Here is a 15,080-nt window from a genome sequence, read left to right as displayed (position 1 = left end):
TCGCCACCCCCCTCTACATCACCATGTGCCTGCTGCTCACCGCGCTCGCCCGCTGGATCGAAGCACGCGGACGCCGCGGCGCGAACCGGCGCACATCCGTCCCTGCTTGACGGACACGCAGGTGATCTGTTGCATTGCTCTTCGTGACACCACCCGGGACCATCCTCGCGGCATATGACGCCCCCTCGACCCGAGCGTCGGCCTGCCGCCGCCCGGCCGGGCCGGAGGTCCCCCCGTGGATCCGGTGATCGTGGTCGGGGCCGGGCCGGTCGGCCTGGCCCTGGCCCTCGCCCTCGCCCGGCACGAGGTCCCGACCATCGTCCTGGACGAGGGCACCGGCCTGTGCCCCGAAGGGCCGCGCAGCGTCGTCCTCGGCCCGGACACCACCGCCCTGCTGACCCGGCTCGGCTACGCCCGGGCCGCCTCCGACGCCGCCCGCTGGGACAGCTTCGCCATCTGGCGCCGCCGCCAGGAGGTCCTGCGGGTGGACCTCACCGCCACCCCCGCCCTCCACCTCCCCCAGCACCGCCTCCAGCGCGGCCTGCGCGACGCCCTCACCGCCAGCCCGCTGATCCAGCTCACCCCGCTCAGCCGGGTGGTCGAACTCGAACAGGACCGCGACGGCGTCAGCGTGCGCACCCGCAACCCGCAGGACGGCACCGAGACCTGGTGGCGCGGCAGCCACCTGGTCGGCTGCGACGGCGCCCGCTCGGCCGTCCGCAAACTCCTCCGGATCCGCTTCCCCGGCCGCCCGGCCGTCGACCGGCACGCCGTCGCCACCGTCCGGGTCGACCTGCCCTTCCCCGGCGAGGCCCGACTGCACCGCGAGCCCCCGTGGCGCGGCGACCGCGAGGCCTCCGCCCGCCCCCTCCCGGACGGCCTCTGGCGGCTGGACTGGCGGCTGCCCCCGGGCCGCCCCGCCCCCACCGAACCGGTCGACCCGCACGCCACCTGGCCCGGCATCGTCACCGGCGACACCCTGCTCGCCCGGGTCAAGGCCACCCTCACCGGCTGGTGCGGCGAACTGCCCCGCTACGACCTGCTGGCCGCCGCCGACCACACCGCCCAGCAACGCCTCGCCGCGCGCTTCCGCAGCGGCCGCTGCTTCCTCGCCGGCGACGCCGCCCACCTGCACGGGGCCCTCGGCATGCAGAACCTCGTCGACGGCCTGCGCGACGCCGACAACCTCGCCTGGCGCCTTGCCCTGGCCTGGCACCTCCCGCCGGCCCCCGGCGGGGAGGAGCCCCGGATCGCCTCCCTCGCCGGCGGCCCGCAGTCCGGCGGCGCCCTGCTCGACGGCTACGAGGCGGAGCGCAGAGGCGCCGTCGGCGCCCGACTGCGCGCCGTCGACCAGACCATGCCGCTGCTGCGCCCGTTGCGCGGCTGGCAGCAGACCCGCCGCTCGCTGCTCAGCGGATCCTTCCGCAAGCACGCCCCGCTGCTCGCCGACGGCCAGCTCGGCAGCGGACGCTTCGGCGGCGCGCCCGCCTACCCGGCGGCGCCCTCCGGCGTACCCGGCCGGGTGCCCGTGCAGCGCGGCGCCGGCCGCGGCACCACGCTCTCCGAGCTGCTGCCGGCCACCGCGCCCGGCGTGCTCGTCCCGGACCTGCCGGTGCTCGCCGTGGACGGCTCCGCCGACCAGCTGCACGCCCGGCTCGGCTCGACCTTCCTGCTGCTGCTGGTCGCCCCCGGCACCGCCGTCTGGTCGGCCCAGCACTGGCTGGGGGCCGGTCTGATGCCCCGGCTCGCCGAGGTCGCCACCGCACTGCCGGTGCCCGCCCAGGTACTGGTCACCGAGAGCTATCCGGGGGCCGCCCCGCACACCGTCCTGCTGATCCGCCCGGACGGGCACCTGGTCGGCGCCACCCAGGGCTGCCACGCCGAGGGACTGCTGGCGCTCGCCGACGACGCCCGCGGCGGGCCGGCCCCGCTGCCCGGAACTCCGGAGCCCGCCGCCTGAGTCCTGCGGCGCCGCCGGCACCCCGGCACCCGGTGCCGGCGTCCGGCACCGGATCGTCGGAAGCCGCCCCGGCGGGGCGCCTCAGCGGGCCACCGCGGTGACCCGGCTCTCCCGCACCACCGTGATCCGTATCTGCCCCGGGTAGGTCAGCTCCTGCGCCACCCGCCGGGCGACCTCACGGGCGATCACCTGCGCCCGCACGTCGTCCACCACCTCCGGCTGGACCATCACCCGTACCTCCCGCCCCGCCTGCATCGCGAAGACCTTCGAGACCCCGTCGTGGGCGGCCGCGATCTCCTCCAGCCGCTCCAGGCGCCGCACGTACGTCTCCAGCGCCTCGCGGCGCGCCCCGGGCCGGCCGCCCGAGCAGGCGTCGGCGGCCTGGGTCAGCACGGCCTCCACGGTCTTGGGGTCCACCTCGCCGTGGTGGGCCTCGATGGCGTGCACGATCTCCGCCGACTCGCCGTGCCGCCGGGCCAGCTCCGCCCCGATGACCGCGTGGCTGCCCTCGACCTCGTGCGTCAGGGCCTTGCCGATGTCGTGCAGCAGCGCGGCCCGCCGCACCAGGGCCGCGTCCACTCCCAGCTCGTCCGCCATCATCCCGCCGATGTGCGCGGACTCCACCAGGTGCCCGAGCACGTTCTGACCGTACGAGGTGCGGTAGCGCAGCGTCCCGAGCAGCCTGACCAGTTCCGGCGCCATCTCGCCGACCCGGGCCGCCAGCAGGGCGTCCTCCCCGGCCCGCTGGCAGAGCCGCTCGACCTCCACCCTGCTGCGCTCGTGGACCTCCTCGATCCGCGCCGGGTGGATCCGCCCGTCCGCGACCAGGGTCTCCAGGGTCAGCCGGGCGGTCTCCCGGCGGACCGGGTCGAAGCAGGAGAGCTGGACCGACTCGGGGGTGTCGTCGACGATCAGGTTCACCCCGGTGACGGCCTCGAAGGCACGGATGTTGCGGCCCTCGCGGCCGATGATCCGGCCCTTCATGTCCTCGCCCGGCAGCCGGAAGACGGACACCACCGTCTCCGCGGTCTGCTCGCTGGCCAGCCGCTGGATCGAGCCGGCGATGATCTCCCGGGCGCGCCCGTCGGCCTCCGCCTTGGCGGTCCGCTCGATCTCCCGGACCGAGACGGCGGCCTCCCGCCTGGCCTCCGCCTCCGCCTCACGCACCAGTTCGGCCCGGGCGCTCTCCGCGCTCAGCCCGGCCACCCGCTCCAACAGGGCCCGGCGCTCCGCCTCCAGCTCCCGGACGGCGGATCGCTCGCGGGCCAGCTCCTCGGCCTGCCCGGCGACCTCCGTCTCCTGGGCGCGCAGCCTGCGCAGCTCCTCGGCCAGCCGCTCCTCGCGCCGGTCAAGCTCGGCGCGCAGCCGCGCGGTCTCGGCCTGGGCCCACTCCCTGGTCCGCGCGCTCTCGCCGGCCGCTCGCCGCTGCGCGGACTGGAGTCGGCGAACCATCAGCCAGGTGGCGCCCAGGACGACGACCAGGACACCCGCCAGCACCAGGGAAGCGACCGACCCGGCACCCACCGCGATCTTCATCCAGTCCACTCCCCGTCCCTGCGCGCTCAGCTGTCACGGCGGTGAGGGGCCGGCCGGGCGCCCTCGGCGCCTGCCGGTGAGGCCGGCCCGGCCTCGACTGCTGGGATTCGGCAAGTGGAGCAAGCCGCACAGGGCGACCCCGACCGTGACCGGGCGAACCTGCCCAGGGCGCGGTCGAAGTGCTCCCTCACTGCTTGCGAGGCTAAGTGCAGGTTACGAAACGGTCAAGATGCGATCGAGAGTTGACTTCGGTTTGGCCTGACACGCCATCACCAGTCGTTGTCGCCCGGCTCCTCGTCCTCCTCGCCCAGTGCCTCCCGGACGACCCGGTAGGCCAGCCCCTCGGAGTAACCGCGCCGGGCCAGCATGCCGACCAGCCGGCGGGTGCGGGCCTGTCGCTCCAGCCCCCGGGTGCTGCGCAGCTTCCGTTCGACCAGGGCGCGGGCCGCCTCGGCCTCCTCGTCCGCGCCCAGCTGGGCCACCGCCTGTTCGACCAGCTCACCGGCCACACCCCTGGTCCGCAGCTCCTGGGCCAGTGCACGGCGGGCCAGCCCGCGGCCGGCGTGCCGGGACTCCACCCAGGCGTCCGCGAAGGCCGCGTCGTCGATCAGGCCGACCTCTTCGAGCCGGTCGAGCACCTCTTCGGCGACCTCGTCGGGGATCTCGCGCTTGCGGAGCGCGTCGGCGAGCTGCTTGCGGGTCTTGGCGGTGCCGGTGAGCAGTCGCAGGCAGATGTCCCGGGCCCGCGCCGCCGGATCGGCCGGCTCCTCGGACCTGGCACCGCGCCCCGGGCCGCCGGCCGCCTGGCCGCTCTCGCCACCCGCGCGGCCGCCCTGCCGTCGTCCGCCCTGGCGCCGGCCGCCACCGCGTCGGCCGCGACCCTCGGGGTACTCCTCGGGGTCGTCCCCGGCATCGGCCTGCGCGAAGGCGGGGCCGGTGGGCGCCGGCCCGGTGTCCGCCGAGCGTCCGTCCGAGAACCGGGTCGAAGCCGCGTCACCCCGGACGGCGGCCCCGGCGGGCCGGTCGGCCCCGGCCTCCTCCAGTGCGGAGCGCCGCCTGCGCCGCCCGGCGGGCAGCTCCGAGGCCGGGGCGAGCAACGCCCCCAGGCCCCCCGGCCCCGGGCCGATCCCGCTCGTACCGGATCCGCCCGGAGCGTTGGCGCCCGCGCCGGTCGCCGCCGGGTCGTCCGCCGCGTTGCCGCCGATGCCGCTGGCGCACCAGTCGGCCGGCCCCCAGTCCCCGGCCCGGCCCGTGCCGGGCTCCCCCGGGTCCGACGGACCGCCGCCGGACCCGGGACGGGGCCGGGACTCCTCGCTGTCGTGCATCGGAGGACTCAGGCCTTGGCCGCCGCCGCAGTCTTCTTCGCCGCGGCGGTCTTGGCCGCGGTCGCGGTGATCGGCTTGGCCGCGCCCTCGGGGGCGTCGGCGGCGGCGGGCGCGGCGCCGTCGACCGGGGTCTCCGACTTGGGACCGATGCCGAGCTTCTCCTTGATCTTCTTCTCGATCTCCTCGGCCAGCTGCGGGTTGTCCCGCAGGAAGTTGCGGGCGTTCTCCTTGCCCTGGCCGAGCTGGTCGCCCTCGTACGTGTACCAGGCGCCGGCCTTGCGGATGAAGCCGTTCTCGACGCCCATGTCGATCAGGCCGCCCTCCCAGCTGATGCCGTGGCCGTAGAGGATGTCGAACTCGGCCTGCTTGAACGGCGCGGCGACCTTGTTCTTGACCACCTTGACGCGGGTGCGGTTGCCGACCGCCTCCGTGCCGTCCTTCAGCGTCTCGATCCGGCGGATGTCCAGGCGCACCGAGGCGTAGAACTTCAGCGCGCGGCCACCGGTCGTGGTCTCGGGCGAGCCGAACATCACACCGATCTTCTCGCGGAGCTGGTTGATGAAGATCGCGGTGGTGTTGGACTGGTTCAGCGCACCGGCGATCTTCCGCAGCGCCTGGCTCATCAGGCGGGCCTGCAGACCGACGTGCGAGTCGCCCATCTCACCCTCGATCTCCGCGCGCGGGACGAGCGCCGCGACGGAGTCGATGATGATCAGGTCGACCGCGCCGGAGCGGATCAGCATGTCGGTGATCTCCAGCGCCTGCTCACCGGTGTCCGGCTGGCTGACCAGCAGGGAGTCGGTGTCCACGCCGAGCTTCCTGGCGTACTCCGGGTCGAGGGCGTGCTCGGCGTCCACGAAGGCCACCGTGCCGCCGAGCTTCTGGGCGCTGGCCGCGGCGTGCAGGGTCAGCGTGGTCTTGCCGGAGGACTCGGGGCCGTAGATCTCGATCACCCGGCCACGCGGGAGCCCGCCGACGCCGAGCGCCACGTCCAGCGCCGTGGAGCCGGTCGGGATCACGTCGATCGGGGCGCGGGACTGGTCGCCGAGGCGCATCACCGAGCCCTTGCCGAACTGCCGCTCAATCTGCGCGAGAGCGTTCTCAAGGGCCTTCTCGCGGTCCGTACCTGCCATGGCTTCCACCCTCGGGTTCTGTGCTGTGCGCTTCATCGTCCTCGACGCTAGCGCGTCCCACTGACAAACGGCCCAGACCGGGCTCCGCCTGTGGAGAACTCACCGCCGGAGAGTACAAAGAACATGTGTTCGATTCAAGCCGAACAGTCGGGGCCTATTCCCTCCCGGCCGGCCCGTCGGGCCCCTGGCCTGCGGAGTCGTCCCGCTGCTGGCCGCCACCGACCATCCTGCGCAATCGGCGCGCCGTCTGGCGCCGGCGCTCGCGACGGGCCGCGCGCCGCTCCTCGCCCCGATCGATCCGCGGGTCGGTGGCCACCTCGTACCGGCGCACGTACGTCCCGACGAAGCCCTGCAGGGTGGCCGCCGCCGGAATGGCGATCAGCGCCCCGACGGCCCCGAGCAGCGCGGCGCCGGCGATCACCGACCCGAAGGCCACCGCCGGGTGCACGTCCACCGTCCGCGCGGTGATCCTCGGATGGAGCAGGTAGTTCTCGACCTGCTGGTAGACCACCACGAAGGCGAGCACCCAGAGGGCGTCCACCGGCCGCACGGTCAGCGCGACCAGCACCGGCAGGGCGCCCGCCAGGTAGGTGCCGATGGTCGGCACGAACTGCGACATCACCCCGACCCACACCGCCAGCGCGGCCGCGTACGGCAGGTCCAGCGCCGCGAACATGATCCAGTGCGCCGCCGCCGAGACGACCGCGAGCAGCGCCCGGGAGTAGAGGTAGCCGCCGGTCTTGGCCAGCGCGATCTCCCAGGCCCGCAGCACCTCGCCCTGCATCGCGGGCGGCAGCAGCGAGCAGACGGTGCGGCGCACCCGGGGCCCGTCGGCGGTGAAGTAGAAGGTGAACAGGCCCACCGTGAAGGCCTTGAAGAGTCCGCCGATCAGCGTGCTGGACACCCCCCAGGCGTTGTCGGCGGCCTGCTGGGCGTAGGTCTCGATGCTCCCCGAGTCCTTGAGCAGCTTCTCCTGCAGCTGGTCGAGCGAGAGGTTCTGGTGGAAGGTCCGGTTGACCCAGTCGATCAGGTTGTCGAGCAGGTGCGGCAGGTCGCCGGCGATCTTCGCCACCTGGTCGACCAGCAGGGTGCCGAGCGCGGTCAGGAACCCCGCGATGGCGACCGCCAGGGCCACGAAGACCAGGAAGGTGCCGAGCCCCCGCCGTATGCCGCGGGCGGCCATCCGGTCGACGGCCGGCTCCAGCGCCAGGGACAGGAAGAACGACACCAGCAGCATCACGAACAGGTCGATCAGCTGGTGGAAGGCCCAGTCGGCCAGCTGGAACACGCCGACCAGGAGCAGGGCGAGCACCATCGCCCTGGGGAGCCAGCGCGGCATCGCCCCGGTCCGCCCGTCCCCCGAGGCCCGCGCGCCCTCGGGGCGGGGGGCCGGCGGCGGGCCGACGGCGTCGGTCGCGGTCGCGGCACCGGGCGGTGTGTCCTGATTCGGGGTTTCTGGGCTGTTTGGCACTCGCACAGTCTCACCCATCGGCCGACCGGCAACGTGCGCCACCCGGGCCCCGGCCCCCGACGCGTGCCGTCCGGAGCGTCAGCGCAGCAGCGCGGACACGCCCTGGGTGTCGCAGACCACCCGCCAGACGTCCTTGGCCTCCCAGCCCGCGTCCAGCGCCTGACGCACCGTCCGGCCGCCGAGCTCGCTCATCACGTGGTCGGACGCGAAGGACTCCGCGTACACCTCGCCGAAGTGCTCGTACATCCGTCGCCAGAACTCGGTCAGCCTCATGCGCCCAGTATCCCGGAGGCGCCGTCGGAGCGTGCGGACGCCCGCGGCCGGTCGGCGGCCTCCAGCGCGTACTCGACCTCGCCGTGCTCGGATCCCTCGATCGGGTCCGGCCAGTCCGGGTGGAAGGTCCGGACGTGGCGCAGGCCGGCCTTCTCCAGCACCCGGCGCGAACGCGTGTTGACCGCCATCGTGGTGGCCGTCACCCGCCGCACCCCGAGTTCCTCGAACCCGAGCCGCAGCAGCGCCCGGGCGCCCTCGGTGGCGTAGCCCCGGCCCCAGGCCCGACGGTGCAGCCGGTAGCCGAGCTCCACCTCGTCGAGCGGGCGGTCCTCGTCCACCGGCCGGAACTCGAACCAGCCGACGAACGCCCCGCCGGCGCGCTCCTCGGCGGCGGCGTACCCGAGCGGGGCGCCGTGCCGCTCCTGGTAGCCGAGCAGCCGGGGGAGCACCTCCCGCTCGACCACGGCCCTGGGGGTGGCGATCCCGCCGGTGAGATGGCGCATCACCGCCGGATCGGCGTCCAGCTGCGTCAGCCGGTCGACGTCGTCCGCGGTGAAGCCGCGCAGCACCAGCCGGTCCGTGGTGAGGATGACCGTCATGCCCCGATGCTGGCGCGCGCCCGGCCGGCTGTCACCCCGTTTTCGGCCCGGCCGCCGCGAGCCGGCCGGCCGGGGCTCAGCGCGTCCGGGGCTCAGCCCAGGCGGGGCTCAGCGCGGCAGGGTCACGATCCCGGCGCCGTAGTACTCCCGGTCCCCGCACCCCCGGACGACGGGCGGGCAGGCGGCGGCCGCGGTGCTGGCCAGCAGTGCGGAGAGCCGCTCCGAGTTCCAGTCCGGGTGCAGGACGGCCGCCACCGCGACGGCCCCGGTCACGTGCGCGGCGGCCATCGAGGTGCCGGCCAGCGCGGTGTACTGGCCGCCCGGCCAGTCGGAGACGACCGCCCCCGGGACCCCGGAGTCCGGGTCCCCGCCCGGCGCGGCCAGCGAGACCTTGCCGCGGCCGTAGTTGGAGTAGGCGGAGGGCTGCCCGTCGCGGTTGACCGAGGTGACGGTCACCACGCCCGGCAGCTCGCCCGGCAGCCGGATGCACTCGACGCCCAGCTCGCGGCTCTGCGGCGGCCCCGAGACCCGGTCGTTGGGGCTCCGGTCGTCCTGCCGGGGGGCGCCGAGGTCCTGCCCGTCGTTGCCGGCCGAGGCGACCACCACGGCGCCCTTGCCGCGCGCGTACTCGACGGCGCGGGAGACGGCCGCGACCACGGCGGCCTGGTCCGGGTCCTGCGGGCAGTTGTACTTCCAGGGGTCGGCGAAGTAGCTGTTGTTGACGGCCTTCGCCCCGTGGTCGGCGGCCCAGATCATGCCGCAGACGATGTTCTCCGCGTAGTACTGGCCGAGCGGCCCGAGCAGCCGGACGGCGCCGATCCGCACGCCCGGCGCGACGCCCATGACGCCGTGGCCGTCGCGGACCGCGCCGACGATCCCGGCGACGTGGGTGCCGTGGCCGCTCTCGTTGACCCCGTCGTCGGGGCGCCAGGCCCCGAACCGGGCGTCCGGGCGGCCGTCCGCGCAGGAGACCGAGCTCTTCGGGTCGACGGCGTCGCGCAGGTCGGGGTGGGTGTCGTCGACGCCGGAGTCGAGCACCGCGACCATCACCTTGTGCAGGGCCTCGGGGGCGGGCACCCCGCGCTCGGCCGCCGGGGTGCGCAGCAGTGCGGCCGAGGTCTCCACGCCGGGGCGCACGCCCGCCCCGAGCATCGCGATGTTCCAGCTGTCCTGCTCACCCGGGTCGGGCAGCGTGGCGGTGGTGTCGTCGCCCGCGTCGGGCACGTCCAGGGCGTCGGCGGCGGTGCCGCTGCCGAAGCCGCCGGCCCCGTTGAGCGGGCGCGGCGGGCTGGGCACGGGGGCGGTCCGGGTGGCGCCGACGGCGGCGATCCCCGGGCGGGCGCGGACGGTCTCGGCGAACCCGCCGGTCGCGTAGGCGAGGACGGCGCCGATCTGCGGGTAGTCCTGGACGACGTCGCCGCCGGCCGCGCGGGCCTCCTGGGCGGCCAGGGCCGATCCGCCGGCCCCGAGCTGCTCGGCGAGCACCAGGTAGCTGAGGTAGGAGCGGCCCGGTCCGGCGACGTAGGGGACGGCCCCGCCGAGCACGAGGGCGGTGAGCAGCATCACGAGCAGCACCCGGAGCGGGCCCTTGCGCGACCCGGGGGTGCCGCTGCCGGCCAGGTGGACCTGCTCCATCGCGCCGGCCTCCGCTCATCGGTCCCGCCGGTGTCACGGGTCTGAATCATCACGATAGAAGCCGATTATCACTTTTGTCCCCTTCTGCTACGGCAGACGGCCACCGCACGGCCCGGCGGGCCCGCACCGGCCACCGTTCCGGCGCCACCGCCACACCGCACCGCACCGCGCCACGCCGGCCCGGTCCGGTCCGGTCCGCAGGACCCCGCACCCCGCCGCGCGGGCCGCCGCACCCCCGTTGTCAGTGGCACCCGGCACCATGGGGGCATGGCGCCCAGCACCCCCGCCCAGCCCACCGACCCGGCCGACCCGTTGGACGGCTTCGCACCCGCGACCAGGGCCTGGTTCACCGGCGCCTTCGACGCACCCACCACCGCCCAGACCGAGGCCTGGCGCGCCATCCGGCAGCAGACCGACGTCCTGGTGGTCGCCCCCACCGGCTCGGGAAAGACGCTCGCCGCGTTCCTCTCCGCCCTCGACCGCCTCAGCAGCACCCCGCCCCCGGCCGACCCCAGGCGCCGCTGCCGGGTGCTGTACATCTCCCCGCTGAAGGCCCTCGCGGTCGACGTCGAGCGCAACCTGCGCGCCCCGCTCACGGGGCTGCGCCAGGCCTCCGTACGGCTCGGCCTGCCCGAGCCGGAGGTCCAGGTCGGCATCCGCTCGGGCGACACCCCCGCCGCCGAGCGCCGGCGCTTCGCGAGCCACCCGCCGGACATCCTGATCACCACCCCCGAGTCGCTCTTCCTCCTGCTCACCTCCGCCGCCCGGGACGCCCTGCGCGGCATCGACACGGTGATCCTCGACGAGGTGCACGCCGTGGCCGGGACGAAGCGCGGCGCCCACCTCGCGCTCAGCCTGGAGCGGCTGGACGAACTGCTGGAGCACCCGGCGCGGCGGATCGGCCTCTCCGCCACCGTCCGCCCGGTCGAGGAGGTCGCCCGCTACCTGAGCCCCCGGCGCGGGGCCGCGATCGTGCAGCCGCCCGCCGGCAAGCGCTTCGACCTCTCCGTCGTCGTCCCCGTCCCCGACCTGGACGACCTGCCCGCCGCCCCGGCCGGCCCGGGCGCCGGGGCCGGCGACGACCCGGGCCGCAAGGCCTCGATCTGGCCGCACGTCGAGGAGCGGATCGTCGACCTCGTCCAGGCCCACCGCTCGACGATCGTCTTCGCCAACTCGCGCCGCCTGGCCGAGCGCCTCTGCAACCGGCTGAACGAGATCGCCCTCGAACGCGCCGGGGCCGGAACGCTCCCCGAGGCCCACGCGCCGGCCCAGCTGATGGGCGGATCCGGCGGCGCCAAGGGCGCCCCGCCGGTGCTCGCCCGAGCCCACCACGGCTCGGTCTCCAAGGAGCAGCGGGCACTGGTCGAGGAGGAGCTGAAGGCCGGCCGGCTGCCCGCCGTGGTCGCCACCTCCAGCCTGGAGCTGGGCATCGACATGGGGGCCGTCGAGCTGGTCGTCCAGGTCGAGTCACCGCCCTCGGTCGCCTCCGGGCTGCAACGGGTCGGGCGGGCCGGCCACCAGGTCGGCGCGGTCTCCACCGGCGTCTTCTTCCCCAAGTACCGGGGGGACCTGGTGCAGTCCGCCGTGGTCACCGAGCGGATGGCCGCCGGGCGGATCGAGGCCCTGCGCGTCCCCCGCAACCCGCTGGACGTGCTCGCCCAGCAGCTCGTCGCGATCACGGCCCTGGACACCTGGGCGGTGGACGACCTGCTGGCCCTGGTCCGCCGGGCCGCACCGTTCGCCACCCTCCCGCAGTCCGCCTTCGACGCGGTGCTCGACATGCTGGCCGGCCGCTACCCCTCCGACGCCTTCGCCGAGCTGCGCCCCCGCCTGGTGTGGGACCGCGTCGCCGGGACGGTCACCGGCCGCCCCGGCGCCCAGCGGCTCGCCGTCACCTCCGGCGGCACCATCCCGGACCGCGGCCTGTTCGGCGTCTTCATCGCCGGGGCCGACCCCGCCAAGGGCGGCGGCCGGGTCGGCGAGCTGGACGAGGAGATGGTCTACGAGTCGCGGGTCGGCGACGTCTTCACCCTCGGCACGACCTCCTGGCGGATCCAGGAGATCACCCACGACAAGGTCCTGGTCACGCCGGCGCCCGGCGTCCCCGGCCGGCTGCCGTTCTGGAAGGGCGACACCCTCGGCCGCCCGCTGGAGCTGGGGCGCGCCCTCGGCGCCTTCGTCCGCGAGCTCGGCACGCTCGCCCCGGAGCAGGCCACCGAACGCCTGCGGGCGGCCGGGCTGGACGACTGGGCCTGCGCGAACCTGCTCGACTACCTGGCCGAGCAGCGCAGCGCCTGCGGGCACCTGCCGGACGACCGCACCATCGTCGTCGAGCGCTTCCGCGACGAGCTGGGCGACTGGCGGATCGTCATCCACTCCCCCTTCGGCGCCCAGGTGCACGCCCCCTGGGCCCTGGCGCTGGGCGCCCGGCTGCGCGAGAAGCACGGCCTGGACCCGCAGGTCATGCACGCCGACGACGGGATCGTGCTGCGCCTGCCGGACGCGGACCTGCTCTCCGTCGACTTCGACTTCCCGGCCGCCGGCGCGGGCGCCGCCTCCCCCGAGGAGGCCCCGGTCGGCGCCGAGGCCGCCCTCTTCGACCCCGGCGAGATCGAACAGCTGGTCACCGACCAGGTCGGCGGCTCCGCCCTGTTCGCCTCCCGCTTCCGCGAGTGCGCCGGCCGCGCCCTGCTGCTCCCCCGGCGCAGCCCGGGCCGGCGCACCCCGCTCTGGCAGCAGCGCCAGCGCGCCTCCCAGCTGCTGGAGGTCGCCTCCGAGTACGGATCCTTCCCGATCGTCCTGGAGGCCGTCCGCGAGTGCCTGCAGGACGTCTTCGACGTGCCCGGACTGGTCGAGCTGATGGGCGACCTGGAGTCCCGCGCCGTCCGGCTGGTCGAGGTCACCACCCCGGAGCCCTCCCCCTTCGCCCGCTCACTCCTCTTCGGCTACGTCGCGCAGTACCTGTACGAGGGCGACTCCCCACTGGCCGAGCGCCGCGCCGCCGCCCTCGCCCTGGACTCCCGGCTGCTGTCCGAACTGCTCGGCCAGGCCGAACTGCGCGAACTGCTCGACCCGGCGGTGCTCGCCGAACTGGAGGCCGAGCTCCAGCGGCTCACCCCGGAGCGCCGGATCAAGGACGCCGAGGGCGTCGCCGACGCGCTGCGCCTGCTCGGCCCGCTCGCAGAGGCCGAGCTGACGGCGCGCGGCGCCGAACCGCTCTGGAGCCTCGAACTCGAAGCCGCCCGCCGGGTCGTCCAGGTGCGGATCGCGGGCGAGCAGCGCTGGGCCGCGATCGAGGACTCCGGCCGGCTCCGCGACGCCCTCGGCACCCCCCTGCCGGTCGGGGTGCCGGAGGCCTTCACCGAGCCGGTCAAGGACCCGCTGGGCGACCTGCTGGCCCGCTACGCCCGCACCCACGGCCCGTTCACCGCCGCCGAGGCCGCGGGCCGGTTCGGCCTGGGCGCCGCCGTCGTCACCGGCACCCTGCAGCGGCTCACCGCGGCCGGGCGGCTGGTCCAGGGCGAGTTCCGCCCGGTCGAGGGGCACACCGCCACCGTCGAGTGGTGCGACGCCGAGGTCCTGCGCCGGCTGCGCCGCCGTTCGCTGGCCGCCCTGCGCCAGGAGGTGGAGGCCGTCCCGCCCCGGGCGCTGGCCGCCTTCCTCCCGCAGTGGCAGCACCTGGCCGGCCACCGGCTGCGCGGCCTCGACGGGCTGGTCCGGGTGGTCGAACAACTGCAGGGGACGGCCCTGCCGGCCTCCGCGCTGGAGAAGCTCGTCCTGCCGGCCAGGCTGACGGACTACCACCCCGCCATGCTGGACGAGCTGACGGCGGCCGGCGAGGTCGGCTGGTCCGGCGCGGGCGCCCTGCCCGGCAAGGACGGCTGGATCAGCCTGCACCTCGCCGAGAACGCCCACCTGCTGCGCCCCGAGCCGGTGCCGCCGGCCCTGACGCCCGTCCACACCGCCCTCCTGGAGGCCCTGGCCGGGGGCTACGGCCTGTTCTTCCGCCAACTGGCCGAGCGGGTGCGGGCGGCCGGCCACGAGCCCGAGGCGCCCGGCTCCGCGGCCGCGGCGGACACCGCGATCGCGGAGGCGCTCTGGGACCTCCTCTGGGCCGGGTACGTCACCAACGACACCCTGGCCCCGCTGCGCGCCCTGCTCGGCTCGGGCCGCACCGCGGGCGCCACCGCCCACCGGGCGCCCCGGGGCGTGCCGCGCGGCCGCTACGGCGGTGCGGGGCGGTCACTGGGCAGGCCGGCGCCGGGCGGCGGCCGGTCCGGGCCGCCGACGGTGGCCGGGCGGTGGTCGTTGCTGCCGGCGCTCGCCGCCGATCCGACGGTGCGCTCCGCCGCGCAGGCGCAGAGCCTGCTCGACCGGCACGGGCTGCTCACCCGGGGCACGGTGGCCGCCGAGCGGGTGCCGGGCGGCTTCGCCGGGGTCTACCGGGTGCTGTCCGCGATGGAGGACCGCGGCCGGGCCAGGCGCGGTTACTTCGTGGAGGGGCTCGGCGGGGCGCAGTTCGCCATGGAGGGCGCGGCCGACCGCCTGCGCGCCGTCAACACCCGCCTGGAGCGCTCCCGCGGCACCGAGTGGCCGGGCAGCACCGGCACCGAGCCCCCTCAGCTGCTGGTACTGGCCGCCGCCGACCCGGCCAACGCCTACGGCGCCGCCCTGCCCTGGCCCGACCCGCCGACGGGCGGGCCGGCCGGGAGCGGACCGGCCGGGTCCGCGCCGGCCGCCGCCGGGGCGCGGAGCGCGAACGCCCACCGCCCCGGCCGGAAGGCCGGCGCCCTGGTCGTGCTGATCGACGGCGAACTCGCGCTGTACGTGGAGCGCGGCGGCAAGTCCCTGCTCGCCTGGCCCGAGGACGCCGTCACCCGCACGCTCGCCGCCGAGGCACTGGCCGCGGCCGTCCGCGAGGGCGCACTCGGCAGCGTGACGGTGGAGCGGGCCAACGGGGAGCCCGCGCTGACCTCCGAGCTCGGCCGGGCCCTGGAGGCCGCCGGCTTCCACCCGACCCCCCGGGGCCTTCGGTTGCGCCCCTGACCGGCCGGGTGGCGGGCCGCGGCGAGGGTCACGGGCCGGCGTCCGGACAGCGCGACGGCCGTGGGGGGGGGCCCCCCGGGCGCCGACCCCCCGGGGCCGCCC

Annotated in this window: 9 protein-coding genes; 2 read left to right on the top strand and 7 right to left on the bottom strand. The window is 75.9% G+C overall.

Features of this window, described 5'->3' with window-relative positions:
* The first annotated feature begins 235 nt into the window (after positions 1–235).
* A complete protein-coding gene (locus tag ACFTWP_RS38950) occupies positions 236–1,960 on the top strand; it encodes an FAD-dependent monooxygenase (protein WP_380269900.1) in 1,725 nt (574 codons plus the stop codon).
* Between the two features lie 81 nt (positions 1,961–2,041).
* Here the strand turns inward: ACFTWP_RS38950 and rny are convergent, their stop codons facing one another.
* The 7 genes from rny to ACFTWP_RS38915 form a co-directional block, all read right to left on the bottom strand.
* A complete protein-coding gene (gene rny, locus ACFTWP_RS38945) occupies positions 2,042–3,496 on the bottom strand; it encodes a ribonuclease Y (RefSeq protein WP_380269899.1) in 1,455 nt (484 codons plus the stop codon).
* 269 nt (positions 3,497–3,765) lie between these two features.
* Complete coding sequence (gene recX / locus ACFTWP_RS38940) at positions 3,766–4,539, bottom strand: recombination regulator RecX (RefSeq protein ID WP_380269903.1); 774 nt, start codon at positions 4,537–4,539, stop codon at positions 3,766–3,768.
* Between the two features lie 290 nt (positions 4,540–4,829).
* Entirely contained in the window at positions 4,830–5,954 is a 1,125-nt protein-coding gene (gene recA / locus ACFTWP_RS38935; RefSeq protein ID WP_380269898.1) for a recombinase RecA, read from the bottom strand.
* A 154-nt stretch (positions 5,955–6,108) separates the two neighbouring features.
* Complete coding sequence (locus ACFTWP_RS38930; protein ID WP_380269897.1) at positions 6,109–7,293, bottom strand: AI-2E family transporter; 1,185 nt, start codon at positions 7,291–7,293, stop codon at positions 6,109–6,111.
* A 210-nt stretch (positions 7,294–7,503) separates the two neighbouring features.
* Positions 7,504–7,698, bottom strand: coding sequence for a DUF3046 domain-containing protein (locus ACFTWP_RS38925; protein WP_380269896.1), 195 nt, complete (start codon positions 7,696–7,698; stop codon positions 7,504–7,506).
* The gene (locus ACFTWP_RS38920; RefSeq protein ID WP_380269895.1) at positions 7,695–8,297 is read right to left on the bottom strand and encodes a GNAT family N-acetyltransferase; all 603 of its coding nucleotides are present in this window, start codon (positions 8,295–8,297) and stop codon (positions 7,695–7,697) included. The genes ACFTWP_RS38925 and ACFTWP_RS38920 overlap by 4 nt, the downstream gene beginning before the upstream one ends.
* Before the next feature lie 108 nt (positions 8,298–8,405).
* Entirely contained in the window at positions 8,406–9,932 is a 1,527-nt protein-coding gene (locus ACFTWP_RS38915; RefSeq protein WP_380269894.1) for a S8 family serine peptidase, read from the bottom strand.
* Between the two features lie 267 nt (positions 9,933–10,199).
* Here ACFTWP_RS38915 and ACFTWP_RS38910 point away from each other — a divergent pair, with 267 nt between their 5' ends.
* Entirely contained in the window at positions 10,200–14,978 is a 4,779-nt protein-coding gene (locus ACFTWP_RS38910) for an ATP-dependent helicase (RefSeq protein WP_380269893.1), read from the top strand.
* The last annotated feature ends 102 nt before the right edge of the window (positions 14,979–15,080 follow it).

Origin of the sequence: Kitasatospora sp. NPDC057015, from assembly GCF_042673745.1 — a bacterium.
GTDB lineage: Bacteria > Actinomycetota > Actinomycetes > Streptomycetales > Streptomycetaceae > Kitasatospora.
Note: the sequence above shows the minus strand (reverse complement) of the source record. Positions and strands in the feature narration are given on the sequence as shown.